Below are 21,802 nucleotides of genomic sequence, written 5' to 3'. Positions count from 1 at the left end.
GCGTGAGCATCGACTACCGTATAGGCAATAAACGATGCCGAATCGGCAAGAGGAGCGGAATGCCCGACGAATCGCTGGCCCTGATCGGCCCGCGCCTGAAGACCTGGCGCGAGAAGCGCAGCATGACGCTCGCCGAGCTGTCGGAGACCACGGGCATCTCCTCGAGCACGCTGTCGCGTCTGGAGGCCGGCAAGCGCGCCCCGAACCTCGAGCTCGTCGTGCCGATCGCCCGCGCCCTCCGCATCGGGCTCGACGAGATCGTGCCGCCGACCGCGCCCGATCCGCGCGTGCGGCGGACGACGAGAAGGATCGACGGCGTGCGCGTCGAGAGCCTCTCGCCGGAGTCGAGCCCCGTGCAGACCTACAAGCTCACGCTGCCCGCGCAGCCACCCGGAGTCACACCCGCGCCCGATCTGAAGGTGCACGTGGGCCATGAGTGGCTCTACGTGCTCACCGGGCGACTGCGGCTCATCCTCGGGGAGCAGGAGGTGATCCTCGGCCCCGGTGAGGCTGCCGAGTTCGACACCCGCCTGCCGCATGCGCTGTCCGCGACGGGGGCGGGGCCGACCGAGATCCTCTCCATCTTCAGCAAGGAGGGCAAGCGCATCCACCTCCGCGCCCGCTCGCAGGCGCGCGAGGAGCAGGACGGCGCCTGAGACGCGCCGCTCAGCGCCTCGCTCAGCGCAGCGCGGCGCGTCTCAGGGTCACTGCTCGACGGCGTGCGCCCTCAGGAAATCCTCGTCCAGTTCGAACCCGAGCCCTGCTCCGTCGGGGATCGCGAGATACCCGTCCTCGTGCTGCAGGGGCTGCGACACGAGCGCGGTCCGGAACGGGTGCGACGACGTGTCGTACTCGAAGAGGGGCTGGTCGGCGTAGAGGCCGGGGTGGGTCGTCGGGGTGTTCGCCAGCGCATGGAGGGAGGCGTACTGGCCGATCGCCGTGCCCCACACATGCGGATTCACCTGCACGCCGTGCGACTGCGCCAGCACGTTGATGTGCTTGAGGGCGGTGAATCCGCCGGCCAGGCAGATATCTGGCTGCGCGATGTCCACCCCCTGCGCGGCGAACAGGGCGGCGAACCCGTACAGCGTGAACTCTGCCTCGCCTCCGGCCACCGGCGTGCGGATGGCATCGCGCACGCGGCGGTAGCCCGACAAGTCCTCCGGGATCACGGGCTCCTCGATCCACCGCAGCCCGAAGTCCTCCAGGGCGGTGGCGAGGCGGATCGCATCGTTCGGGCCGTAGCCGTGGTTCACGTCGATCATGAAGCCCGAGCGGTCGCCCACGGCATCCCTGATTGCGTTCATCACGACGATGTCGTCAGCGAGGCCGAATCCGAGCTTGATCTTCATCAGCGTGTGGCCGTCGTCCGCGTGCCGTGCCGCCTCCTCGGCCATCTCCGCACTCTCGTGCTGCCCTTGCAGACGGAAGAAGCCCGTTGCGTAGCATTGGACTCGATCGCGGAAGGCTCCGCCCAGCAGCTTCCACACCGGAAGGCCAGCGGCCTTCCCGCGGATGTCCCACAGCGCGATGTCGATCGCGCTGATCGCTCCGACGACCACGCCCGTTCGACCGAAGTCGCGCGTGCGGACGTAGAGGTCGTCCCAGATCACGTCGGTCTGGAGTGGATCGCGGCCGACGACAAGCGGGGCTAGCGCGTTGTCGATCACCGAGGCCGCAATCTGAGGCGGCTGCAGCCCCACGCTGAAGGTCTCGCCCCACCCGACGTGGCCCTCGTCGGTGGTCACCTTCACCACGGTCGTCGAGCGAGCTGTGACCCATCCCTGCGAGTACGCGAAGGGTCGGGGCAGCGTCGTGCTCAGAACGAACGTCTCGACTGCCGTGATCTTCATGCATCCACCTGCGCCTTCTCCGAGGGGTCGCCGGGCGCTGCGGGAAGTCCCAGCTCCTCAGCGGTGATGATGGGCTTTTGCACCATGAGGTGATAGACCGCAGCGCCGACCAGCGAGATCACCGCTGCGGTCCAGAAGACGATGTCGAACGACCCGGTCGCGTCCACGATCACTCCGGCGAACAGCGGCGAAACGGTCGCACCAAGGAACCCGCCGAAGTTCTGCACGCTGGCGACGCTCGCCGTCGTCGGGCGGGCGGTGACCTCCGCCGGCATGGACCAGGCGTGAGCGACCACGGCGCCGTTGAAACCGAGCGCGACGGCCATGAGTGCGATCGCGATGGGCAGCGCCAGCTCGGGGGCGAACGCGGCGTTGAAGGGGATCAGCGCGATGACGATCGCCTGCAGGATCAGTGCCGTGGTGATCATCACCTTCTTCGCCCGCTTGGTCGTCCAACCGGGACGCACGCCGAGTCGACCCGAGATCCAGCCGCTGGCGAGGTCGCCGATGATGGCGCCGATCCAGGGGACGCTCGCGATGTAACCGAGTGATGCGAACGGGATGCCGAACTGGTCGATGATGAACAGCGGCAGGAACGTGAGGAAGATCTGGTACCCGAACATGTTGCAGAAGTAGCCGAGCATCATGCCCCACATGCTCCGCCGCCCGAACAGGCGGCCCCAGGCGATCTTCACCCCGGTGTCCTGCTGGCCACCGTCGTCATCCTGCTGGATGTACGCGCGCTCCTCGGCGCTGAGCCGCTTCACCTGCTCCGGGTTGCGGTAGCTGATCAGGAACACGATTGCGAACAGGATGCCGGCGGCACCGGCGATGAGGAAGAGCGACCTCCATCCGAAGGCGGCGACGATCCACACGAGCAGCACCGTGAAGAACGCCGGCCCGGCCTTCAGGGCCGCATCCCAACTCGCGTTCGCGATGCCGTGCTCGCGCTTGGGGAACCACTGGGAGACGATCTTGTTCGTCGCGGGAAGCGACGGCGCCTCGGCGACGCCCAGCATCGCGCGTGCACCGAGGAAGCCCGCCATGTTGTGGAGCACACCCATCGCCGCAGTGGCCGCGCTCCACACGATCACGGCAGTCCCGAGCATCATCCGGGGACCGAATCGGTCGATGAGGTACCCCGAGGGCAGCTGCCCGACCGCGTAGAACAGCGCGAACGCGCTGCCCAGGAGACCGATGTCCGTGGCGGTGATGCCGAGATCGGCCTGCATCCCGGGGGCGGCGACAGACAAGGCCAGACGGTCGATGTTGTTGATGAGCGCGAGCAGCATGAGCAGCCCGAGCACCACCCAGCGGACCTTGCCGCGGGGCTTCGGCACGAGTAGCGCCGTGTCTGTGGAACGAGAGGATCCGAGCATGAGATGCGTCCTTGCTTTCTCAAGGGTGAGGGGTGGAAGGGAGTGTTTGCTAGATCCGACCGAACTTGTCGAGCAGATCCTGGAAGGTGGCGCCCTGGACGATGAGCTCGCGCATGGCGCTCTCGTTGTCGGCGATGGTGCGGGCGCGGGGGTAGACCTCGCCGAGCTCGCCGTGCGGAACGACGGCCACGCCGATCTCGTCGGCCACGACCAGGTCACCCGGCTGCACGATGATGCCGCCGCATGAGATGGGCACGTTGATCTCCAACGGCTCCCGCCTCCCGCTGATGGCGGTGTGCGCCTGGCGAGGGCCGACGGCCTTCGAGGAGATGGCGAAGTCCAGGAAGCGGGCCTCGTCGACGTCACGCGCGCTGCCGTCGATGACCGCGCCGACCACGCCGGCGTTGCGAGCCAACCCGCTCATGAGCCCGCCCCAGATGGAGGTCTCGGTGTCGCCGAACGCGTCGATGACGACGACGTCGCCCGGCTGGGCGACCGTGAAGATGTCGAGGCAGTCGACGATGTCGCCCGCCGTCAGCTTGACCGTCAGTGCTGGACCGATGATCTTGCGATCCGCCGCGCGCGGCTTGATGTCGCTGCGCATCGTGCCCGTGCGCACCAGCGCGTCGGAGACGACGCAGGACAGCGACATGACGTCGGCCATTTCCACGAACTTGGCGATGGCCTCGGTGTCGAGGTCGGGGCGGGTGCCGAAGACCGTGCTCATCGTGCAACCTCCTGGGGACGCGCTCCGACGGGATCGAGAGGGCCTTCACCCAACAGCACCGAGCGCACGTTCTCGGCCGCCGTACGGCGTGCCTCATCCAGCGCCTCCTGCGAGACGTATGCGGCATGCGGGGTGATCAGACAGTTCTCCAGTGAGAACAGCGGATTGTCGGCGGGCTGCCAGCTCTCGCGCTTGGCGGGCTCCTCCTCCGTGTCGTCGAGCGCGGCCGCCGCGATCTGGCCGGAGACGAGGGCGTTATACAGGGCAACGTTGTCCACGACCTTGCCCCGCGCGCAGTTCACCAGCAGAGCTCCCTGCTTCATCTGCGTCAGAGCCGCTTCGTCGATGAGGTGATGCGTCTGGGGCGTGTAGGGGCACATGACGTCAACGAGGTCGGACGTGCGCAGCAGCTCGCTCAGATCGAGCTTCCGCACGCCGTGCGAGCGCATGATCCCCTCCGACACGTAGGGGTCGTAGGCGGCGATGTCGAACCCGAAGGCGGCGAGCTTGCGCGCCATGTTCTGGGCGATCCGGCCGAAGCCGACGAAGCCGAACGCGCTGCCGCGCATTCGCCGGATCGGGCGGTTCCAGTCGCTCCAATGCCAGCGCCCTTCGTGCGTAGCGGCGTTGTACGACGGAATCGAGCGGATGATCGTGAAGGCCATGCTGATCGAGTGATCGGCGACCTCGTCGATGCAGTAGTCAGGCACGTTGGTGACGACGATGCCGGCGCGCGCAGCGGCATCCACGTCGACGATGTCGACGCCGATCCCGTAGCGGGCGATGACCTTGCAGTTCGTCAGGCCCTCGATCGTCGTGGCGGTGATCTTCGCGTACTGCTGCAGGAACGCGTCGGCATCGGCAGCGAGACGGATGAGGTTCTCGCCGGTCCGGTCCTGTAGGCCGATGACCTCCGCGCCAATGGGCTCGAGCACGGATCGCTCGACATCCAGGTCGGGGTAGTCGTAGTCGGTGACGTAGACCTTGTACATCCTCGTACTCCTTTCTGTTGCGCTGCTTGCAACACTGGTGCGCTGTGCGCTACGTTTGAGCTGACGCTAACACGGCTTCCGCCGCCCGATCAAGGAGAGTCCAATGAGCCATCCCCTCCGCTCGGTGTTCTGCGTGGGCGAGACGATGACCCAGCTCGCCCCACCGCCACCGGTCCCGCTAGTCGAGACCGCCACGCTCACCGTGAATGCCGCGGGTGCTGAATCGACGGTCGCGATGTATCTCGCTCGGCTGGGACATCACGCCGCCTGGGTGTCCCGCCTCGGAGCGGACCCGCTCGGTGAGCGCATCCGGCGTATGCTCACGACCCACGGGGTTGACATCGCACACGTCGAGGCGGACGCCTCGCGCCCGACAGGGGTCTACTTCAAGGACCCGGGCGCCGAGCGCACGGGGATCTTCTACTACCGCACGGGCTCGGCCGCATCCGCCCTCGGGATCGACGACATGCCGTGGAGTCGCCTGGACGGCACCGCGCTCGTCCACACGTCTGGCATCACCGCCGCGCTCTCCACCTCCACCGGCGAGCTCGTCGACGCGCTCCTCAGGCGACGGAAGGAGCACGGGCACCTCGTCTCGTTCGACGTGAACTACCGCCCACGCTTGTGGGGGTCCCGCGACGCGTCCGCGACGCTGCTGCGCGCAGCGCGTCGCGCCGACATCGTCTTCGTGGGCCTCGACGAGGCTGCCGAGCTCTGGGGAGCACGCACCTCAGCCGATGTCCGCCGCCTCCTTCCCGAACCCGACCAGCTGGTTGTCAAGGACGGCGGCATCGCGGCGACGCTCTTCGCAGGTGATGAGGCCTTCACCGAACCGACCACCCCCGTCGAGGTGGTGGAGCCGGTGGGCGCGGGCGACTCCTTCGCGGCGGGATACTTGCACGAGCTGTTGTGCGGGCGCGACCCGCTTGATCGGCTGCGCAGCGGGCACCGACTCGCCGCGACGGTTCTCGCGACCACGGCCGATTTCGTCGATCCGAAGGGACCTGCCCATGGCTCAGAGCATTGAGCGCGCGATCGAGGTCCTCTCCCTGGTCAGCGAGGAGCCCTCAACACCGTCGAGCATCGCCCGTCACCTCGACGTGCATCGTTCCACCGCGCTTCGCATCGTGGAACTGCTCACCGAACGGCGGTTCCTCCGCAGGCTCACCGACGGCCGGTACGGGATCGGGCCGGCGATGATCACACTCGCGGTGCGCGCCGCCGATCAGTTCGACCTCGCGCAGATCGCGCGCCCACATCTCGTCTCGCTCAGCACCCAGTTCGACCAGACGGTACACCTGGCCGAACTCCAGGGGAACGACATCGTGTACGTCGACAAGGTCGATCCGAGCCGACGCTCGATCCGGCTTACCTCGCGGATCGGTCAACCGGTTCCTCTGCACACGGCCAGCGTGGCGAAGGCCATCCTTGCGTTCCAGCCGGCCGAGGTGCGGGCGACGATACTGCGTGATCACGGCTTCGAACGATTCACGACGAACACCATCACCTCCCTGGACGCCTTCGACCTCACCCTGTCGCAGGTGCGCGAGCGGGGGTGGGCTATGGACGACGGCGAGCGCGAGGACTACATCAACGCGCTGGGCGCACCGATCCGCGACGCCAGCGGAGCCGTCGTCGCGGCCGTCTCGTCGATCGAGCTGCGATCGGTGCAGGACCTCGGCGAGATGGAACACGATGTCCTGCCGGCGCTGCTCGCCGCGGCCGATGCGATCTCGCTGGAACTCGGCTGGGCACCCGAAGACGGAGGAGAAGACGATGATCGATAACGAATGGTTCGCGGCGGGCTTCGCCGCGTCGCCGTACATGGCCATCCTGCGCGGACTGGGCGCCGACACGACTCTGGAGCTGGCGGCGCAGGCGTGGTCGGCGGGCGTCGAGCTCGTCGAGGTGCCCGTGCAGCGGCCCGAGGACCTGGAGGCGCTCAGCGCGCTCCTCGAACGGGGCCGAGCGGAGGGGCACCCCGTCGGCGCCGGGACTGTTCGCACGCCCGAGCAACTCGACGCGGTGGCGTCAGCCGGAGCGGACTTCGTCGTCACGCCCGGATTCTCGCCCGCGATCATCCGCGCGGCGGCCGAGCGAGGCATTCCTGCGCTGCCCGGCGTCGCGACCGCCAGCGAGGTCGACGCTGGCCTGCAGCTCGGCCTCACCTGGCTGAAGGCGTTTCCAGCGTCCGTGCTCGGAAGCGCCTGGATCACCCAGATGCACGGCCCGTTCCCGGAGGCCCGGTTCGTCGCGACCGGCGGAATGAGCCTGTCAAACGCGCCCGATTTCCTTGAAGCCGGCGCCCGGGGTGTCGCGATCGGATCCGCTGTGCGGGACCTCGCCTCCCACAGTCGATGACTCCCCCGACTCCCTGACGCCTCGACGGCCGGATCGTCCGGCGCTGCCGACCGCCACCATCCACCGCGAGAGGCCAGCCGTACTCCCGACGCGGAAAGCGGTCGGCCGAACGGGAGGCGGCAGCGCCTCGCTCAGCGCAGCGCGGCGGCGGCGTCAGCGGCGAGCGCGAGGGCTTCGTCGAGGTAGGGCACCTCGACCGAGCCCTCGTCGAGGTTCTCGACCTCGCCCGCCGTCGCGAGGCGCAGGCGCATGCGCTGCAGGTCGGTCTCCTGCTCCAGCGCGGTCAGCATGTCGTATCGCACGAACGCGTTCGACGCGATCGGCGAGGTGTACGCCCGCGCGCGGAGGTCGGAGGGGATCCGCGCCGGGTGCCGCTCGAGCATCTCGAGGGCGGCGCCCACCGCCTCGCGCTGATCGATGAGCTGGAGCAGCCGGAACCGGATCACCCCGAGCACGGCGTTGCGGCCATCCTGCTCGACGAACTCGTCCCCGCGCCTCTGGAGGCGCCCCACGGCTCCCAGAAGTCGCTCGCGGAGACGACCGAAGTCGTCGGAATCCGCAGTGGGGTCAGCCATGTGGGGTGCGCGCTCTCCTCGTTGCGCTGCAGCCGGAATCCGCAGCGCGGGGAATACCAGTCAGCCTAGCGAGGCCGAGCGACGCCCTTGCTTAAAGAATGCCCCAGCATGTCCCGCTTATTCACACGAAGGTCTGCCGATGGCGTGAATAAGGGGGACATGCCGGGGGCGGAATCAGCTCGCGACGGCCTCCAGTCGTCGGTCGTTGCCGGCGTGCACGAGCGCGTCGATGCGGCGCTCGTAGGCGGTGAACTCCGGCGAGGTCGGGTCGCGGTCGACGCCGAGCCCGATGTCGACGACCTCGCGCACGTGGCCCGAGATGCCGTGCGCGGTGCCACCGGCCATGACGACGACCCGGTCGCCGAGGTAGACAGCCTCCTCGATGCTGTGCGTGACGAACAGGATGGTCGTGCCCGCCAGCCGCTGGATGCGCTGGAGCTCATGCTGCATGTCGGTGCGCGTGAGGGCGTCGAGCGCCCCGAACGGCTCGTCCATGAGCATCACCGACGGCCGGTTCGCCAGCAGCCGCGCGATGGCGACGCGCTGCTGCATGCCGCCCGACAGCTGATGCGGGAAGGACTTCGCCACTCGGGTGAGTCCGACCGCAGCGAGCGCCTGCTCGGTGCGCTGCCGCACCTCGACCTTCGGCAGGCGCGCCTGCTTCGGCCCGTACGCGATGTTCTCCGTCACGGTGAGCCACGGGAAGAGGCCGTAGTCCTGGAAGACCACACCGCGGTCGGGCCCGGGGCCGGTCACGGTCTTCCCGGCGACCCGGAGGGTGCCGTCGGTCACGGTCTCGAAGCCGGCGACCATCCGCAGGACCGTGGACTTGCCGCAGCCGGAGGCTCCGACGATGCACACCACCTCGCCGGCGGCGACGGTGAGGTCGACTCCCTCGACGGCGGGGATGGCCGCGCCGGGGTATCGCTTGCCGAGACCGTTCATGACGATGTCGGCGGGCGCCCCCACCGGGGCAGTGTTGTCGGTCATGTGCGTTCCCTTCATCAGGTCTGGATGGGGCGCCGGCCGAAGGCCACGGCGAAGACGAGCGAGAGGAGCCGGTCGGCGACGAACCCGGCCAGGCCGATCACGACCATCCCCACGATGATGAGGTCGGTGCGCGATTGCTCCCGCGCCTGCGTGATGAGCGCCCCGAGGCCGGTGTTGATGCCGACGGTCTCGCCGACGACGAGAATCACCCACGACAGGCCCATCGCGATGCGCATACCCGCGATGATCTGCGGCGCCGCCGCGGGCAGCACCACCTTCGCCAGGGCCTGCAGCGGTGGGGTGCCGAGCATCGCGGCGGCCTCGAACAGCCGCGTAGGCACCTGCTTCACGCCGCTGATCGTGTTGAGCAGCACGGGGAACACCGCCGCGAGGAAGACGAGGAACACCGTCGAGCGGTCGCCGAACCCGATGAGGAGGAGCGCCAGCGGCGCCCACGCCGTCACCGGGATGGGGCGGACGAGGTTGACGGTCGGCTCGAGCATCCGGAACAGCAGCTTCGAGCGGCCCATCAGCACGCCGAGCGGCACGCCGACCGCGACCGCCAGGAGGAAGCCCTGCAGCACCCGCAGGGCGGAGGCGCCGAGGTGGCCCCAGAGGGTGCCGCTGTACGAGTCGTCGTAGACGCCGCCGACGGCGAAGTCGACCAGTCGCAGGCCCACCTCCGCCGGCGTCGGCAGGAACGCCATCTTGATGTCGAACGGCAGCACCCATCCGCTGACGGCGCCGACGTGCCATCCGATGAGGATGAGGATCGGCACGGGCAGGGCGAGCGCCCACGTCCACGAGAGACGGGGTCGCCTGCGCGGGCGAGCGGATGGCGCGGGTGGCGCCGAGCGGCCGGGCGCCGGCGCCTCCAGGGTGGCGGTCATGCGAGTCTCCCTCGGGTCTCCGGTCTCGAGATCAGGACGCCGACGCCGCGTCGACGAAGGTGGTGTCGACGAGGAGCGAGGGGTCGATCTCCGACGCGATCTGGTCGAAGGCGAGCATCTCGGCGCCCATGGCCTCGAGGGTCGCGACGTAGGCGTCGTCGAGCTCCCAGCGCGCCCAGGTGTTGTCGATGGCCGTCTGGGTGACCTCCGGGTCGAGCGCGAACTCCTCCACGAGGCCATCCGCCCATGCCTGAGTGTCTGCGCTCATCTCCTCGATGGCGGCGACGTGCGTGTCGACGACGTCCTGCACGAGCTCGGGGTCGCTCTCGATGAGCGAGTTGCTGGTGGCGAGCACGATGTTCGTCTTGCCGATGGGGGTGTCATACGCCGAGAGCAGCTCGTGCGCCCCGCCGACGATCGCGATCGACGGGCCGGTCTCGGCGGAGATGAAGGCGTCGATCTGCCCCGACTCGTACGCGCCCGCCATGTCGGCGAACGGGAGGTTCACGAGCTCGACGTCGGCTGCGGGGTCGATGCCCTCGGCCTCGAGCGTGCGCTTGAGGAGGATCTCCTGCGTCGCGCCCATCGGGAAGCCGACCTTCTTGCCCGTGAGATCCTCTGCGGTCTCGATGTCGGGCGACGCGACGATGCGCGTGCCGCCGTCCGCGGCCGACGCGACGATGCGGACATCCTGCTCCTCCGCGACACCCGAGACGACGGATGCCGCGCCCGTCACACCGAAGTCGATGGAGCCGGACACGATCGCGTTCTTGATGTCGCTCGAGGTGTCGAACAGCACGATCTCGAACTCGAGCCCGTCTTCCGCGACCCCCTCGTAGAAGTAGGGGCTGAAGAGGTGCGGCTGGCTGCGGAGCGTGCCGACGGTGATGGTGCCGCCCTCGGCGGAGGCCTCGGCCGGTGCGCAGCCGGCGACGAGGGCGACCGCGGCGAGAGCACCGGTCAGGGCGAGGGGCTTGGTGACGTTCATGGGGGGTTCTCCTCGTGCTCGGGTGGTCAGTGCTCGGATGGTCAGACGGAGGCGACGGCGCGGTAGGCGCGCCAGCCGCCGAGATCGGTGATGTCGCGCTCTTCGCCGACGACCGACGCGGTGAATCCGAGGACGACGCTGCCGTCGGAGAGTTCGATGTGCCCGAGGGCGAGCGGAGGGGCGATGGACGCCAGCAGCTGCGCGACCGCGAGCGGAGACAGGCGCCACAGTTCGCCCGGCAGTTCTGCGCCATCCGCGGACCGGATGACCGCCGGGCGGTCCACCTCCCCCTCGATGAGGAGCATGCGGAAGGTCGGAGCGGTCGCGATCTCCCGGAGGAAGCGTGCGCCGAGCGCCTGCAGCTGGCCGTTGAGCGGCTCGCCCCGGAGGTGCGCGCCGAACACCGCGACGTCCACGCCGCCGGAGAACGCGAGCGGCTCCCCCGGGTCCGCAGCGCAGAAGCGCGCGGCGAGGTCGGCCGCGACCTGGTCGTGGAAGGCCGGCGTGACGAACGAGATGCCGAACTCGCCCTCGCCGGGCACGGTCTGCGCGTGCACGGCGACGGCCGCCATGTCCATGAGGTTCACGAAGTTCGTGAACGTGCCGACCGTGCGGTTGACGCCGATCGGATCCGCGGCGAGCTCGTCGTGACGCGGGTGGATCGGCGCGGTCGGGATGAGGAGCGCGTCCATGCCGTCGACGCGACGCCGCGCCTCCGCGGTCAGCGCGAGAAGCGTCTGCTGCGCGCCGATGACGCTCACCCCGGCGACCGCCATGGCGCCGGCGGCGATCGTCGCGACGGAGGGGTCGGCATCCTCGGGATGCTCGGCGAGGAACGCGCCGAACGACCAGCCTCGCTCGGCGACGAGCCCGCCGTCGTACAGCAGCTGCGCGGCCTCGAGGAAGGGGGCGAAGTCGACCGCCTGGACCTCCGCGCCGAACTCCTCGGCGCGGCGGACGGCGCCGGCGAAGGCCTCGCGCATCGCGGGCGAGAGCGAGACGAGCGACGCGTCGTCGGGGATGGCGACCCGCGGGCGCACCGGCGCCGCCTGCGGCACGTCCGCCGGGCAGGCGCGGCTGTGGGGATCGAGCTCGGAGACCCCCGCCGCGATGTCGAGCACCTTCGTCGCGAGGGCGACGTCGGGCGCGAAGATCGACACGGTGTCGTACGAGGGTGACGCCGGCAGCACGCCGTCGAGCGGCAGGAGGCCGAGCGTCGGCTTCAGCCCGACCACGCGGTTGTACGCGCCGGGCACGCGACCCGACCCGGCCGTGTCGGTGCCCAGCGCGAAGTCGACGATGCGCCATCCGGTCGCCGCCCCGGAACCCGAGCTCGACCCGCCCGACACGCGGTCGGCGTCGTGCGCGCTGGAGACGGCGCCGTACGGGCTGCGCGCACCCACGAGCCCCGTGGCGAACTGGTCCATGTTCGTCTTGCCGACGAGCACGGCGCCCGCGTCGAGCAGACGCTGGACGACGGTCGCGGTGCGCTCGGGGATGTGCGAGAAGGCCGGATGAGCGGCGGTCGTCGGAAGCCCCGCCACGTCGATGTTGTCCTTCGCCGCGAACACGTAGTCGGCGAGCGGCAGGGTCTCGCCATCCTCGACGCGGCGCCGCACCTCGGCGACGTCGGCGGCCACGTCCTGCTCGTCACGCAGCGTGATCCAGATCTCCGAGGGGGCCGAGCGGACGGCGTCGAAGAGCCGGGCGACGGCCGCGACGGGCTCGAGGTGGGAGCTGAGGACGGGCATGGTGTTCTCCGTTTCCGCGATCACGACATCTGCGCGATCTGCATGGCGCGCGCGGCGCGCGCCTCGACGATGGACTGGGACAGGCCGACATGCTTGCGCAGGGCGTCGCGGGCGTCGCGAAGGCGCCCGCGCAGGGTGAGGTCGAGGATCTCCAGGTGCTCGGTGACCGTGGCGTCGACGCGATCCTGCGTGAGGTAGTCGTGCATGCGGATGGGGCGGATTCGGCGGTTCACCTGCTGCAGCGACTGCACGAGCTGCGCATTGCCGGCCGCGCGCAGCAGCTCGACGTGGAACTGCTCGTCGGCGTCGACGAAGCCCGGGTCGGGTTCGACCCGCTGGGCGGCGCGCTCGAGCCACAGCGTCATCTCGCGCTCGAGCACGGGGCGCGAGTGCCCGACGGTCGGGTCGGCGATGGCGCGGTCGATGCCGTGGGACTCGAGCAGGATCCGCAGCTCGTAGAGCTCGGTGAACTCCTCGAGGGTGGGGATGTAGCGGTACAGGGCGCCGCCACGGTTGATCAGCAGGCCATCGCCCTCGAGCCGCGCGAGCGCGTCGCGCACCGGGGTGCGCGAGACCGCGAAGCGCTCGGCGACGTACTCCTCGGTGAACCGCTGAAACGGCGACACGGCGGTGGTGAGCAGCTCGGTCCGCAGCGCCTCGTACACACGGCGGCGAGCGGGAACGCGGGCGCCGCGCGGGCCCGTCGTCTCTGTGCTCGTGACTGTATCCATTGCTGGACATCGTGGAGCGCCCATGTTTCGGGCATGTTGTCGGGTCGTCGCGACGGCGTGAACATGCACGCGCGCACAGCGGGCCGGCGGGCCTCACTTCCGGAGCGGTGGCGGGCTGATGAGTAGCATCGAGGGAGGTCGCACCAGATGCGGACCTCGACCGCCGCTCCTTGTCGCCGCGCTGACGCGCTGACCCCCTCCGCACCATCCCGCGCTCACCGCTTGGAGAACCCATGGCCCTGCGTTCGCAGACCGACGTCCTCGTCATCGGCGAGGCCCTCATCGACATCGTGGCCGCAGCGGATGGCGCGACCGAGCACGTCGGCGGGAGCCCCGCCAACGTCGCACTCGGGCTCGGTCGCCTCGGCGTCGACGTCGCGCTCCTGACGCGCATCGGCGCCGACGAGCGCGGCGCACGCATCGCCGCACGCCTCGGCGATTCGGGCGTGCACATCCTGCCCGAAGCCGTCGTTCCGGCGGCGACGTCGACCGCCACCGCGCGGATCGGCACGGACGGCAGCGCGACGTACGCGTTCGACATCGACTGGTCGCTGCCCGAGGCCGTCGCACCCACGGCGAAGGTCGTCCACACGGGCTCGATCGCCGCCTTCCTCGAGCCTGGCGCCGCATCGGTGCTCGCGATTCTGCGCACGTGCGATGCGGCCGAGATCACATTCGACCCGAACATCCGCCCTGCGCTCGTTGGCGATCGGGCGACCGCGTTCGCCCGCTTCCAGGAGATCGCGGCGGCCTCCACCGTCGTGAAGATGAGCGACGAGGACGCGGGCTGGCTGTTCCCCGACGTGCCGGTCGACGAGGTCGCCAAGCGGGTGCTCGCGCTCGGCCCGCGGATGGTCGCAGTCACGCTCGGGGCGGACGGCGCGCTGCTCGCGACGGCCGAGCACGTCGTGCGCATCCCTCCCGTGCGGGTCGACGTCGTCGACACGCTCGGGGCCGGCGACACGTTCATGGCCTCGTTGATCCGCTCGCTCGTGAACGCCGGAAGCCGTGACCTCGACGAGGGTGCGATGGAATCGATCGGACGTGCCGCCGCGGCTGCGGCGGCCGTCACGGTCTCACGAGCGGGCGCCGATCTGCCGTGGGCCCGGGAGCTCGCCGCGCGCGACTGATCCTGGCCGAGACGCCGCCCTCCTACCTGTCCCGCCCGGCATGTCCCACTTGTGCACGCCATCCGTGACGTTTGAGGTGCATAACCGGGACATGCCGAGCGGGGAGAGGCGCCGGGCCGGGCATCAGGCCAGCACGAGCGCCTCCATCCGCGCGTACGAGGCCTCCATGCCGTCGACCATGCCGGTCTCGAGGATCATGTCGCGCGTGGCCGCATCCGGATACTCGATGAGCTGCGTGAGCAGGGTGAGGCCGTCCTCCTCGTAGAGCGACAGGTCGTTGATCGTCGTCGGACCATCCGCCATGCCGATCATCCGCTCGGTGGTCACCGCCCGGCGACCGGGCTCGACGTGCAGAACCTCGCCCTCGAACCCGAACCGCTCGCCTTCGACGCCGGCGCTCGGCTCCCACTCGTACCGGTACGTGCCGCCCACCTCGGTGGAGGTCTCGCAGACCGGCATCGCCCAGCCGTCGGGTCCGAGCAGCCACTTCTGCATCAGCTCGGGCTCGAAGTGCGCGCGCCACACCATCTCTCGCGGGCCCTGGATGACCCGGGTGATGCGCACATGCTGATCGTCGAGGATCTCGACCTCCGTGCCTCGACCCTGCGCGTACTCGCGCAGGTCCTGCAGCACGAGGTCGAGCTGGTTGATCCCCATCGTCAGACCCTCGACCATCCCCATGGCCGTCAGCTGCTCGAGAGCCTCCAGCGACGGGAAGTGGGTCGTGCTCGTGACGCGGGCACCGCCATCCGCATCACTGAAAGAGAACTCGATGCGCGACGCCGGGAGGTCCACCGGCTCACCCGAGTCGCTGGTGAACGAGTCGATGACCTCGAAGAACGTCGGCTCGGAGATCTTCGTGAACTCCCAGCGCGCTCGCGACACGTCGCCGCGCGGGCCGGTCATCGCGTACTCGGCGACGCCGCCGGGGGCGAAGTCGAACGCCTCGAACGTCGCGGGGTAGCCGGGAGGCCCCCAGAAGCGCTCGAGCTGACGCGGGTCGGTGAACGCCTCCCACAGTCGTGCGGGCGCGACGGGGAAGTCGGCGACGAGCGTGAGCGTGAGCGCCTCGGGATCGCTCACGACGGAGGTGACAGGCATGGCATTTCTCCTTTGAAGGCGGATGCCGCGGCATCCTGTGCGAATCAGGTGTCGTCTTCGGCGAGCAGATCGTCGAGGCGGTCGATGCGCGAGCGCCAGAGCTGCTCGTACTCGGAGAGGAGACGCTGCGCCTTCGCGATCGTCTCCGGGTCGGCGCGCACGAGGCGCTCCCTTCCCTCGACCCGCTTCACGATGAGGCGGGCGGCTTCGAGCACCGCCACGTGCTTCTGCACGGCGGCGAAGCTCATCTCGTACTCGGCGGCGAGGGTCGACACCGACCGCTCGCCGTCGAGGGTGCGCCGCAGGATGTCGCGGCGGGTGGCGTCGGCGAGGGCCCGGAAGATCCGGTCGACGTCGGCGTCCTGCAGGTCATTTCGTGCAACCATTTGGTTGTAGGTTAGGGCGCGGGCCGGTACTCGTCAAGAGCGATCTCGCGTGGATGCCGCCGGCCAGATCACGCGCGGACGAGTCCTCGCGCGCGGCGGCGCGGCGCCCCTCCCACGCGAGGAGGGCGCGCCGCGCCGGATCGACGAGTCACTGCTGGATGAAGGCGAGGATGTCGGGGTTGATGACGTCGGCGTGAGTGGTCAGCATCCCGTGCGGGAAGCCCTCATAGATCTTGAGCGTGGAGTTGCGAAGGAGCTCATGCTGCCTGATCGCTGCGGCCCGGTACGGGACCACCTGATCGTCGTCCCCCTGCAGGATCAGCACGGGCACGGAGATCGCCTCGAGGTCTTCGGTCTGGTCCGTCTCCGAGAACGCCTTGATGCCTTGGTAGTGAGCCAGCGCGCTGCCCATCATCCCCTGGCGCCACCAGTTCTCCACCACGGGCTCGGAGAGAGCCGTACCCTCGCGATTGAACCCGTAGAAGGGCCCGGCGGCGACGGCGCGGAAGAACTCCGACCGGTTGGCCGCGAGGGCGCTTCGGAATCCGTCGAAGACGGCGAGCGGAGTCCCGTCGGGGTTGGTCTCCGTCTGCACCATGATCGGGGGAACCGCCGCCACGAGGACGGCCTTCGCAACGCGCCCTTGCGGCTCCCCGTATCGAGCGACATAGCGCGCGACCTGCCCGCCGCCGGTCGAGTGCCCGATGTGGATGGCGTCACGCAGGTCGAGGTGCTCCACGACGGCGGAGGCATCGCTGGCGTAGTGGTCCATGTCATGGCCCGTGCCGATCTGCGACGACCTGCCGTGCCCGCGGCGGTCGCTCGCGACCACCCGGTAGCCCTTGTCGACGAAGTACAGCATCTGGGCATCCCAGTCGTCTGACGACAGCGGCCACCCGTGGTGGAACATGATGGGCTGGGCGTCGCGGTCGCCCCAGTCTTTGAAGTAGATCTCGGCACCGTCGTCGGTGGTCACGTATCCCATGGCAGTTCTCCTCTTCAGCCGATTTCGGCGATGGCGTCGGTGATGGTCTTCACGACCTGGTGGGGGTGCGAGCGCATGACGAGGTGCGGCGCGTCGATTTCGACGACGGAGCGCAGCCCGGCCCGCTGATACCCGAACCGCTCGACGTCCGGGTTGATGGTGTGGTCCGCTGCGGAGACGATGCCCCAGGCGGGCTTCGACTTCCATGCAGCGACGGGTGCGGCTTCGCTGAAGGCCAAGGCGGCCAGCGGTCGCTGTGAGACGGCGAGCACCTCGGCCTCGCCCGCATCGATCCCCGCCGCGAACACGGACGGGAACGCGTCGATCTCGACGGTGACGTCCGTTCCAGGGTCGGAGCCCTCGGTCGGGAAGGGGGTGTAGACCAGGTGTGCGGCGAGATCGGAGTCTGGGAAGCCGCCCTGCAGCTCGCCGAGGCTCTCGCCCTCCTCCAGGGCGTAGCCCGCGACGTACACGAGGCCGACCACGTTGTCCGCGGCGCCCGCCACGGTGATGACCGCCCCGCCGTAGGAATGGCCGACCAGCAGCACCGGCCCTTCGATCTGCTCGACGACCGAACGGATGTAGGCGGCGTCTCCCAGGAGGCTGCGGTTCGGAACGGCGGGCACCCGGACGGTGAGGCCCTCGTCGAGTAATCGACGCGTCACGGGCGCGAAACTCGCCGCGTCGGCGAACGCGCCGTGGACGAGAACGATGGTGGGTGGCATGAAGGTCTCCTTGTCTGCAACACGAACACGATCTGTGTTTTCACCCATCGGACTACTGCGCGGCGCCGGCGACCAGGAAGATGAGACGAAGAAGACAGGCAGAAGCGCTGACCCGAGGTTTCCTATGAGCCCCTCCATTCCGCTGAAAGCGCTTCTGCGCCAGCACCGACTCGATCGAGACCTCACGATGGAGACGCTCTCGGCGAGGTCCGGGATCAGCGATCGCACGATCGGAGACATCGAGCGAGGCGTGAGCACCACGCCGCAACGGCACACGGTGACCGCCCTTGCCGACGCGCTGTCCCTCGACGGGCACGAGCGCGACGCCTTCTTCGACGCCGCACGCGCACGCCGACGCTCGACACCGGCAGACGAGGACGACGAGGTGGCGCGACTTCGTCCCCACTGGATCGACGACTTCACGGGTCGAGACGACGACGTGGCTCGGATCGTCGAGCTGCTCGGCTCCACAGGCGGCACACGGAGCGCGGCAGCGCCCATCATCATCAGCGGAACGCCGGGTATCGGCAAGACGTCGGTGGCGGTCGAGGCGCTGCGCCGCGGCCGCCCGGATGGCTGCAGAGAGCTGTTCCTCGATCTGCAGGGCGTCGGAGAGCGGCCGCTCACCCCGTTGCAGGTGCTGCTGGGGCTGCTTCGCCAGCTCACGGACGGGAAGGTCTTGTGCCGTTCGTTCGCGGATGCGGCAGATGCGTGGCGAGAGGCCACGGCGAGAACCCCCGTCATGGTGATTCTCGACGACGCGGCCCTGGAGGCGCAGGTGCGGCCCGTCCTCTCCGCGGACAGCCGGTCGCGGGTGCTCGTCACCTCTCGTCGGACGCTACCCGGGATCGAGGGCGCGCAGCACATCTGCCTCCGCCCCTTCACGCGAGAGCACAGCCTCACGTTCCTCCGGTCGGCCATCCCGTCGACGCAGCGCACCGACGGCAGCATCGACGAACTCGCGGAACTGTGCAGCGACCTGCCGCTCGCCCTCCGGGTGGCGGCGGGACGCATCAGTTCGCAGCCGACCCGGACGGCGGCAGACTTCGTCCGCCGGCTGCGAGCGAAGGGCACGCGCCTGGAACTGCTCGTCGCGGGTGATCTCGCCGTGGAACGCGCCTTCTCGGCATCGTACGAGGCGCTTCCCGCGGACATCCGATCGCTCTTTCAAGACCTCGCCCTCTTGGACGCCTCTCCATCCTTCAGCGCCGACGCTGCGTCCGCCGTTCACGGCACCGAGACATCGGACACGCAGGATCTGCTCGACCGTCTCGTCGACCTCGGGATGGTGGAGCCGCTGTACGGCGGCAGGTACCGCCTGCACGAACTGCTCAGGCTCTTCGCCGCACGACGACTCGAAGCCGAACGCTCCGCGGAAGAGATCGGCAGACGCGTCGAGCGTCTCGACAGGTGGATGCTCGACACCGCGGCCCGCTGCGGCAGAGCTTTCGCGCGCTCCGGCACAGGAGCGGACCGGGATGAGGCAGGGCAGTGGCTGACGACCGAGGTCGACTACTGGTGGGGCGCGCTGCGACGAGCGGCCGCCGACGGGGAGCACGAGCACGTGCGAGACGCCGCCGCGGGCATCCGGTGGTTCGGAGATCGCTGGCTAGAGTGGGGGCACTGGAACGACTTCTTCACGCTGTTCGCCGCGGCCGCCGAAGCGCTCGGTGATGTGCGGACGCAGGCCGACGCGCTCGGCGATGTAGCGTACATGCATCTGTTCGAGACCTTCGACTATCAGAGAGCGGGAATCGCCGCGCGGCGCTCGCTCGATCTGGCGACCGCGGTCGGTGATCAGGCGCTGCGCGGATGGGCGCTCACGCACCTCTCCGGAAGTGCGACGTTCGCAGGGAACGCCGCCCTCGGCGCCGATCACGCCCGCGAAGCGGTGACGGCGTTCCACGAAGCGGGGAATCTGGAGGGCGAGCTGCAGGCGCGGCAGGCGCTCGCGGACGTGCTACGCCACACGAACCCCGAGGACTCCCTCGCAGAACTCGAGCGCGTGCTCGCCATCGCGGTCGCACCGGCGACCGACATCGACGAGCACTACCGCACCAGCACCCGCGACAGTGCGCTGGCCGGCGCGGCGAGGACCCTCCTCGTGCTCGGAAGGCACGACGACGCGATCCGCGTGGCGACCGAACTCGCCAGCGAGACGGACGACGACTCCTACCAGGCGCGTGCGATGCGTCACCGGGGCTTCGCCTCGATGGGTCTGGGGAGACTGCAGGATGCCCGGACGGACCTCACCCTCGCGATCGAGCTGGCGGGCCCGCACCGGCCCGATGAGTGGGCGGCCGAGATCGAGGAGGCGCTGGCGCAGATCGACGAGTCCGCGAGCACGCTGGAAGACTGAGGGAATGAACCCGGCGCAGCTCATCCTCGACCGCCTCGTCCGCAGCGTCGAAGATCAGGGCTTCATCGCGCACGGCCTGCACGTGCTCGTCGGGCCGTATGCCGCAGAGCACCGCTGGACGCCCGACGTCCGCGAGGACATCCAGTCGGCCGCAAAGGGCGTCTGCGTCATTGCCGCGGGCATGGCGTCCGACGAGGGGCTGTTCGACCTCGATGCACCCGTCGCGACGTACCTGTCCGACTTCGCGTTCGGCGACGGTGCCGCCGAGGTCACCGCCCGTCAGCTGCTGCGCATGTCGAGCGGCATCGATCTGCCCTGGTCGGAGACGATGTTCACCGACTGGCCCGACCTCGCGCGGGAGTTCCTGCGTCGGCCTTCGCGCGGCCGCGTGTTCCAGTATTCGAATGCCAGCACATACACCGCGATGCGGGCTCTCGACGCGGTGGTCGGCGACGTGCACACCTGGCTCGAACCGCGTCTGTTCGCGCCCCTGGGCATCGAAGGCACCGAGTGGCAGCGATGCCCGAACGGGTGGATCCTGGCGGGTGGCGGCCTCGCGCTGCGCACCGAGGAGTTCGCGCGCCTCGGGCAGTTCATCCGCGACGGCGGCGTCTGGAGCGGCAGCCGACTGGTGTCGCGGGAATGGATCGATGCGATGCACTCCGACTGGGTGGAACGCGACGCCGGCCCGGGGTACGAGCGCTACGCCCTGGCCGGATGGGCGGGGCCGGGCGACGCCTGGAGACTGCACGGCGCGCACGGGCAGATGCTGATCTTCCTCGGCGACACGGTCGTCACGATCACCGCGCACGACCACTTCGGCGCCGACCGGATGGCCGCGCGGATCGTCGAGACGCTGGCAGACTGACGCCGTGACGTCTGCGCAGAGGGTGCTCGACCGCTTCGTGCGCGCCGTCGACGACGGCGGCCTCGGGGCGTACGGCGCGCACGTGCTCGTCGGCGACGAGGTCGCCGAGCATCGCTGGCGCAGCGACGACAGGGAGAACGTGTACTCGGTCTCGAAGGGCGTCTGCGCGCTGGCGATGGGCATGGCCGTCGATGAGGGAATCGTGCACCTCGACGATCCCGTCGCGGCGCATCTGCCCGAGATGGAGCTCGGCGACGGCGTCGACGCCGTCACCCTGCGCCACCTGCTGACGATGACGAGCGGGATCGACTTCGAGTGGTTCGGCGACGAGCGCGTGCCCTGGCCGGATCTCGGCCAGGAGATGCTGCGCCGAGCGTCTCGCGGCCGTGTCTTCCAGTACTCCGATGCCAGCACGTACGTCGCGATGCGAGCGCTCGGCGCGCGGGTCGGCGATGTGCGCGACTGGCTTCTGCCGCGCCTCTTCGACCCGCTCGACATCCACAACCCGCAGTGGCATCGCTGCCCGCTCGGGTCGATCGTCGGCGGCAGCGGCCTCGAACTGCGCACCGAGGAGCTCGCGCGCATCGGACGCGTGCTGCGCGACCGTGGCGTGTGGCAGGGGAATCAGCTCGTCTCGCCCGAGTGGATCGACGAGATGCACTCCGATTGGGTGCCGGCGGGCGGGCCCGCGCCATATGAGCGCTACGGCATCGCCGTGTGGGACGGCCCGGGTGACGCGTGGCGCCTGGACGGGAGATACGGGCAGTACGTGATCGTCGACCAGGCGCGCGACGCCGTCGTGACGATCACCGCTCACGAGGAGTCGCGCGACCAGAGGATGGCCGAGCTCGCGGTCGCGGGGGGGGGGGGGGGGGGGGGGGGGGGGGGCGGGGCCCCGCCCCCCCCGCGCCCCGAGGGGGGGGGGGGGGGGGCGCGGGGGGGCCGGGCCCGGCGGGCGGGGGGGGGGGGGGGGCGGCGGGGCGCGGCGCGCGCGGGCGCCGCGCGGGGGGG

22 protein-coding genes and 1 pseudogene are annotated in these 21,802 nt (G+C 69.7%); 9 read left to right on the top strand and 14 right to left on the bottom strand.

The genetic code is table 11. The features are described 5' to 3' along the window. Positions 1 to 59 precede the first annotated feature (59 nt). Entirely contained in the window at positions 60 to 656 is a 597-nt protein-coding gene (locus tag QWJ90_RS13885) for a helix-turn-helix domain-containing protein (protein ID WP_290108455.1), read from the top strand. 48 nt (positions 657 to 704) lie between these two features. Here QWJ90_RS13885 and QWJ90_RS13880 read toward each other — a convergent pair whose 3' ends face one another. The 4 genes from QWJ90_RS13880 to QWJ90_RS13865 form a co-directional block, all read right to left on the bottom strand. Beyond that, complete coding sequence (locus tag QWJ90_RS13880; RefSeq protein WP_290108453.1) at positions 705 to 1,853, bottom strand: mandelate racemase/muconate lactonizing enzyme family protein; 1,149 nt, start codon at positions 1,851 to 1,853, stop codon at positions 705 to 707. After that, positions 1,850 to 3,193, bottom strand: coding sequence for an MFS transporter (locus QWJ90_RS13875; RefSeq protein WP_290108452.1), 1,344 nt, complete (start codon positions 3,191 to 3,193; stop codon positions 1,850 to 1,852). The genes QWJ90_RS13880 and QWJ90_RS13875 overlap by 4 nt, the downstream gene beginning before the upstream one ends. An 88-nt stretch (positions 3,194 to 3,281) precedes the next feature. Next, entirely contained in the window at positions 3,282 to 3,959 is a 678-nt protein-coding gene (locus QWJ90_RS13870; RefSeq protein ID WP_290108451.1) for an RraA family protein, read from the bottom strand. Next, positions 3,956 to 4,951, bottom strand: a complete 996-nt coding sequence (locus QWJ90_RS13865; RefSeq protein WP_290108450.1) for a C-terminal binding protein — start codon at positions 4,949 to 4,951, stop codon at positions 3,956 to 3,958. Before QWJ90_RS13865 ends, QWJ90_RS13870 begins: the two co-directional genes overlap by 4 nt. A 103-nt stretch (positions 4,952 to 5,054) precedes the next feature. Here QWJ90_RS13865 and QWJ90_RS13860 point away from each other — a divergent pair, with 103 nt between their 5' ends. The 4 genes and pseudogenes from QWJ90_RS13860 (at position 5,055) to QWJ90_RS13850 (ending at position 7,312) form a co-directional block, all read left to right on the top strand. Then, positions 5,055 to 5,978 (top strand): sugar kinase, encoded by a 924-nt coding sequence (locus tag QWJ90_RS13860; RefSeq protein ID WP_290108449.1) that lies wholly within the window; start codon positions 5,055 to 5,057, stop codon positions 5,976 to 5,978. Then, positions 5,962 to 6,078, top strand: a pseudogene (locus QWJ90_RS14905) (helix-turn-helix domain-containing protein); the annotation flags it as partial. The gene QWJ90_RS13860 and the pseudogene QWJ90_RS14905, both read left to right, overlap by 17 nt. After that, a complete protein-coding gene (locus QWJ90_RS13855; protein ID WP_290108448.1) occupies positions 6,079 to 6,738 on the top strand; it encodes an IclR family transcriptional regulator in 660 nt (219 codons plus the stop codon). It begins immediately after the preceding pseudogene. After that, entirely contained in the window at positions 6,728 to 7,312 is a 585-nt protein-coding gene (locus QWJ90_RS13850) for a bifunctional 4-hydroxy-2-oxoglutarate aldolase/2-dehydro-3-deoxy-phosphogluconate aldolase (protein WP_290108447.1), read from the top strand. Before QWJ90_RS13855 ends, QWJ90_RS13850 begins: the two co-directional genes overlap by 11 nt. A 131-nt stretch (positions 7,313 to 7,443) precedes the next feature. Here QWJ90_RS13850 and QWJ90_RS13845 read toward each other — a convergent pair whose 3' ends face one another. From QWJ90_RS13845 to QWJ90_RS13820, 6 genes are all read right to left on the bottom strand, one after another. Then, positions 7,444 to 7,887, bottom strand: a complete 444-nt coding sequence (locus QWJ90_RS13845) for a hypothetical protein (RefSeq protein ID WP_290108446.1) — start codon at positions 7,885 to 7,887, stop codon at positions 7,444 to 7,446. A gap of 174 nt (positions 7,888 to 8,061) precedes the next feature. Beyond that, positions 8,062 to 8,877, bottom strand: coding sequence for an ABC transporter ATP-binding protein (locus tag QWJ90_RS13840; protein ID WP_290108445.1), 816 nt, complete (start codon positions 8,875 to 8,877; stop codon positions 8,062 to 8,064). A 14-nt stretch (positions 8,878 to 8,891) separates the two neighbouring features. Then, positions 8,892 to 9,767: an ABC transporter permease gene (locus tag QWJ90_RS13835; protein ID WP_290108444.1), complete on the bottom strand. Its 876-nt coding sequence runs from the start codon at positions 9,765 to 9,767 to the stop codon at positions 8,892 to 8,894. Positions 9,768 to 9,798: 31 nt separating this feature from the next. Continuing rightward, positions 9,799 to 10,755 (bottom strand): ABC transporter substrate-binding protein, encoded by a 957-nt coding sequence (locus tag QWJ90_RS13830; protein WP_290108443.1) that lies wholly within the window; start codon positions 10,753 to 10,755, stop codon positions 9,799 to 9,801. A gap of 41 nt (positions 10,756 to 10,796) precedes the next feature. After that, positions 10,797 to 12,506: an allophanate hydrolase gene (gene atzF / locus QWJ90_RS13825; RefSeq protein ID WP_290108442.1), complete on the bottom strand. Its 1,710-nt coding sequence runs from the start codon at positions 12,504 to 12,506 to the stop codon at positions 10,797 to 10,799. 20 nt (positions 12,507 to 12,526) lie between these two features. Then, the gene (locus QWJ90_RS13820) at positions 12,527 to 13,237 is read right to left on the bottom strand and encodes a GntR family transcriptional regulator (protein ID WP_290108441.1); all 711 of its coding nucleotides are present in this window, start codon (positions 13,235 to 13,237) and stop codon (positions 12,527 to 12,529) included. Positions 13,238 to 13,470: 233 nt separating this feature from the next. Between QWJ90_RS13820 and QWJ90_RS13815 the strand changes: the two genes are divergently transcribed. Beyond that, positions 13,471 to 14,367, top strand: a complete 897-nt coding sequence (locus QWJ90_RS13815) for a carbohydrate kinase family protein (protein WP_290108439.1) — start codon at positions 13,471 to 13,473, stop codon at positions 14,365 to 14,367. A 123-nt stretch (positions 14,368 to 14,490) separates the two neighbouring features. Here QWJ90_RS13815 and QWJ90_RS13810 read toward each other — a convergent pair whose 3' ends face one another. The 4 genes from QWJ90_RS13810 to QWJ90_RS13795 form a co-directional block, all read right to left on the bottom strand. After that, positions 14,491 to 15,468, bottom strand: coding sequence for an SRPBCC family protein (locus QWJ90_RS13810; protein WP_290108438.1), 978 nt, complete (start codon positions 15,466 to 15,468; stop codon positions 14,491 to 14,493). Between the two features lie 44 nt (positions 15,469 to 15,512). Further along, on the bottom strand, positions 15,513 to 15,854 hold the full coding sequence (locus QWJ90_RS13805; protein WP_290108437.1) for an ArsR/SmtB family transcription factor: 342 nt from the start codon (positions 15,852 to 15,854) through the stop codon (positions 15,513 to 15,515). Between the two features lie 148 nt (positions 15,855 to 16,002). Beyond that, a complete protein-coding gene (locus tag QWJ90_RS13800) occupies positions 16,003 to 16,839 on the bottom strand; it encodes an alpha/beta fold hydrolase (RefSeq protein ID WP_290108435.1) in 837 nt (278 codons plus the stop codon). 14 nt (positions 16,840 to 16,853) lie between these two features. Beyond that, positions 16,854 to 17,564: an alpha/beta hydrolase gene (locus QWJ90_RS13795; protein ID WP_290108434.1), complete on the bottom strand. Its 711-nt coding sequence runs from the start codon at positions 17,562 to 17,564 to the stop codon at positions 16,854 to 16,856. A gap of 124 nt (positions 17,565 to 17,688) precedes the next feature. Here QWJ90_RS13795 and QWJ90_RS13790 point away from each other — a divergent pair, with 124 nt between their 5' ends. The 3 genes from QWJ90_RS13790 to QWJ90_RS13780 all read left to right on the top strand — a co-directional run. Beyond that, positions 17,689 to 19,923 (top strand): XRE family transcriptional regulator, encoded by a 2,235-nt coding sequence (locus QWJ90_RS13790; protein ID WP_290108433.1) that lies wholly within the window; start codon positions 17,689 to 17,691, stop codon positions 19,921 to 19,923. Positions 19,924 to 19,927: 4 nt separating this feature from the next. Continuing rightward, a complete protein-coding gene (locus QWJ90_RS13785) occupies positions 19,928 to 20,791 on the top strand; it encodes a serine hydrolase domain-containing protein (protein WP_290108432.1) in 864 nt (287 codons plus the stop codon). Between the two features lie 4 nt (positions 20,792 to 20,795). Further along, positions 20,796 to 21,802 (top strand): serine hydrolase domain-containing protein (locus QWJ90_RS13780; protein ID WP_290108431.1); only part of this gene is annotated, 1,007 nt, incomplete at its 3' end.

The sequence above is a fragment of the Microbacterium oryzae genome (assembly GCF_030406385.1).
Taxonomy (GTDB): domain Bacteria; phylum Actinomycetota; class Actinomycetes; order Actinomycetales; family Microbacteriaceae; genus Microbacterium; species Microbacterium oryzae_A.
The sequence above is the reverse complement of the archived record's forward strand: the minus strand, read 5'-3'. Positions and strand labels throughout refer to the sequence as shown.

Excerpts from the sequence above, each read along its gene's own strand:
- QWJ90_RS13885 (WP_290108455.1), top strand. The coding sequence starts at position 60 with ATGCCCGACGAATCGCTGGCCCTGATCGGCCCGCGCCTGAAGACCTGG.
- QWJ90_RS13880 (WP_290108453.1), bottom strand. The coding sequence starts at position 1,853 with ATGAAGATCACGGCAGTCGAGACGTTCGTTCTGAGCACGACGCTGCCC.
- QWJ90_RS13870 (WP_290108451.1), bottom strand. The coding sequence starts at position 3,959 with ATGAGCACGGTCTTCGGCACCCGCCCCGACCTCGACACCGAGGCCATC.
- QWJ90_RS13865 (WP_290108450.1), bottom strand. The coding sequence starts at position 4,951 with ATGTACAAGGTCTACGTCACCGACTACGACTACCCCGACCTGGATGTC.
- QWJ90_RS13860 (WP_290108449.1), top strand. The coding sequence starts at position 5,055 with ATGAGCCATCCCCTCCGCTCGGTGTTCTGCGTGGGCGAGACGATGACC.
- QWJ90_RS13850 (WP_290108447.1), top strand. The coding sequence starts at position 6,728 with ATGATCGATAACGAATGGTTCGCGGCGGGCTTCGCCGCGTCGCCGTAC.
- QWJ90_RS13845 (WP_290108446.1), bottom strand. The coding sequence starts at position 7,887 with ATGGCTGACCCCACTGCGGATTCCGACGACTTCGGTCGTCTCCGCGAG.
- QWJ90_RS13840 (WP_290108445.1), bottom strand. The coding sequence starts at position 8,877 with ATGACCGACAACACTGCCCCGGTGGGGGCGCCCGCCGACATCGTCATG.
- QWJ90_RS13835 (WP_290108444.1), bottom strand. The coding sequence starts at position 9,767 with ATGACCGCCACCCTGGAGGCGCCGGCGCCCGGCCGCTCGGCGCCACCC.
- QWJ90_RS13830 (WP_290108443.1), bottom strand. The coding sequence starts at position 10,755 with ATGAACGTCACCAAGCCCCTCGCCCTGACCGGTGCTCTCGCCGCGGTC.
- atzF (WP_290108442.1), bottom strand. The coding sequence starts at position 12,506 with ATGCCCGTCCTCAGCTCCCACCTCGAGCCCGTCGCGGCCGTCGCCCGG.
- QWJ90_RS13820 (WP_290108441.1), bottom strand. The coding sequence starts at position 13,237 with ATGGATACAGTCACGAGCACAGAGACGACGGGCCCGCGCGGCGCCCGC.
- QWJ90_RS13815 (WP_290108439.1), top strand. The coding sequence starts at position 13,471 with ATGGCCCTGCGTTCGCAGACCGACGTCCTCGTCATCGGCGAGGCCCTC.
- QWJ90_RS13810 (WP_290108438.1), bottom strand. The coding sequence starts at position 15,468 with ATGCCTGTCACCTCCGTCGTGAGCGATCCCGAGGCGCTCACGCTCACG.
- QWJ90_RS13805 (WP_290108437.1), bottom strand. The coding sequence starts at position 15,854 with ATGGTTGCACGAAATGACCTGCAGGACGCCGACGTCGACCGGATCTTC.
- QWJ90_RS13800 (WP_290108435.1), bottom strand. The coding sequence starts at position 16,839 with ATGGGATACGTGACCACCGACGACGGTGCCGAGATCTACTTCAAAGAC.
- QWJ90_RS13795 (WP_290108434.1), bottom strand. The coding sequence starts at position 17,564 with ATGCCACCCACCATCGTTCTCGTCCACGGCGCGTTCGCCGACGCGGCG.
- QWJ90_RS13790 (WP_290108433.1), top strand. The coding sequence starts at position 17,689 with ATGAGCCCCTCCATTCCGCTGAAAGCGCTTCTGCGCCAGCACCGACTC.
- QWJ90_RS13785 (WP_290108432.1), top strand. The coding sequence starts at position 19,928 with ATGAACCCGGCGCAGCTCATCCTCGACCGCCTCGTCCGCAGCGTCGAA.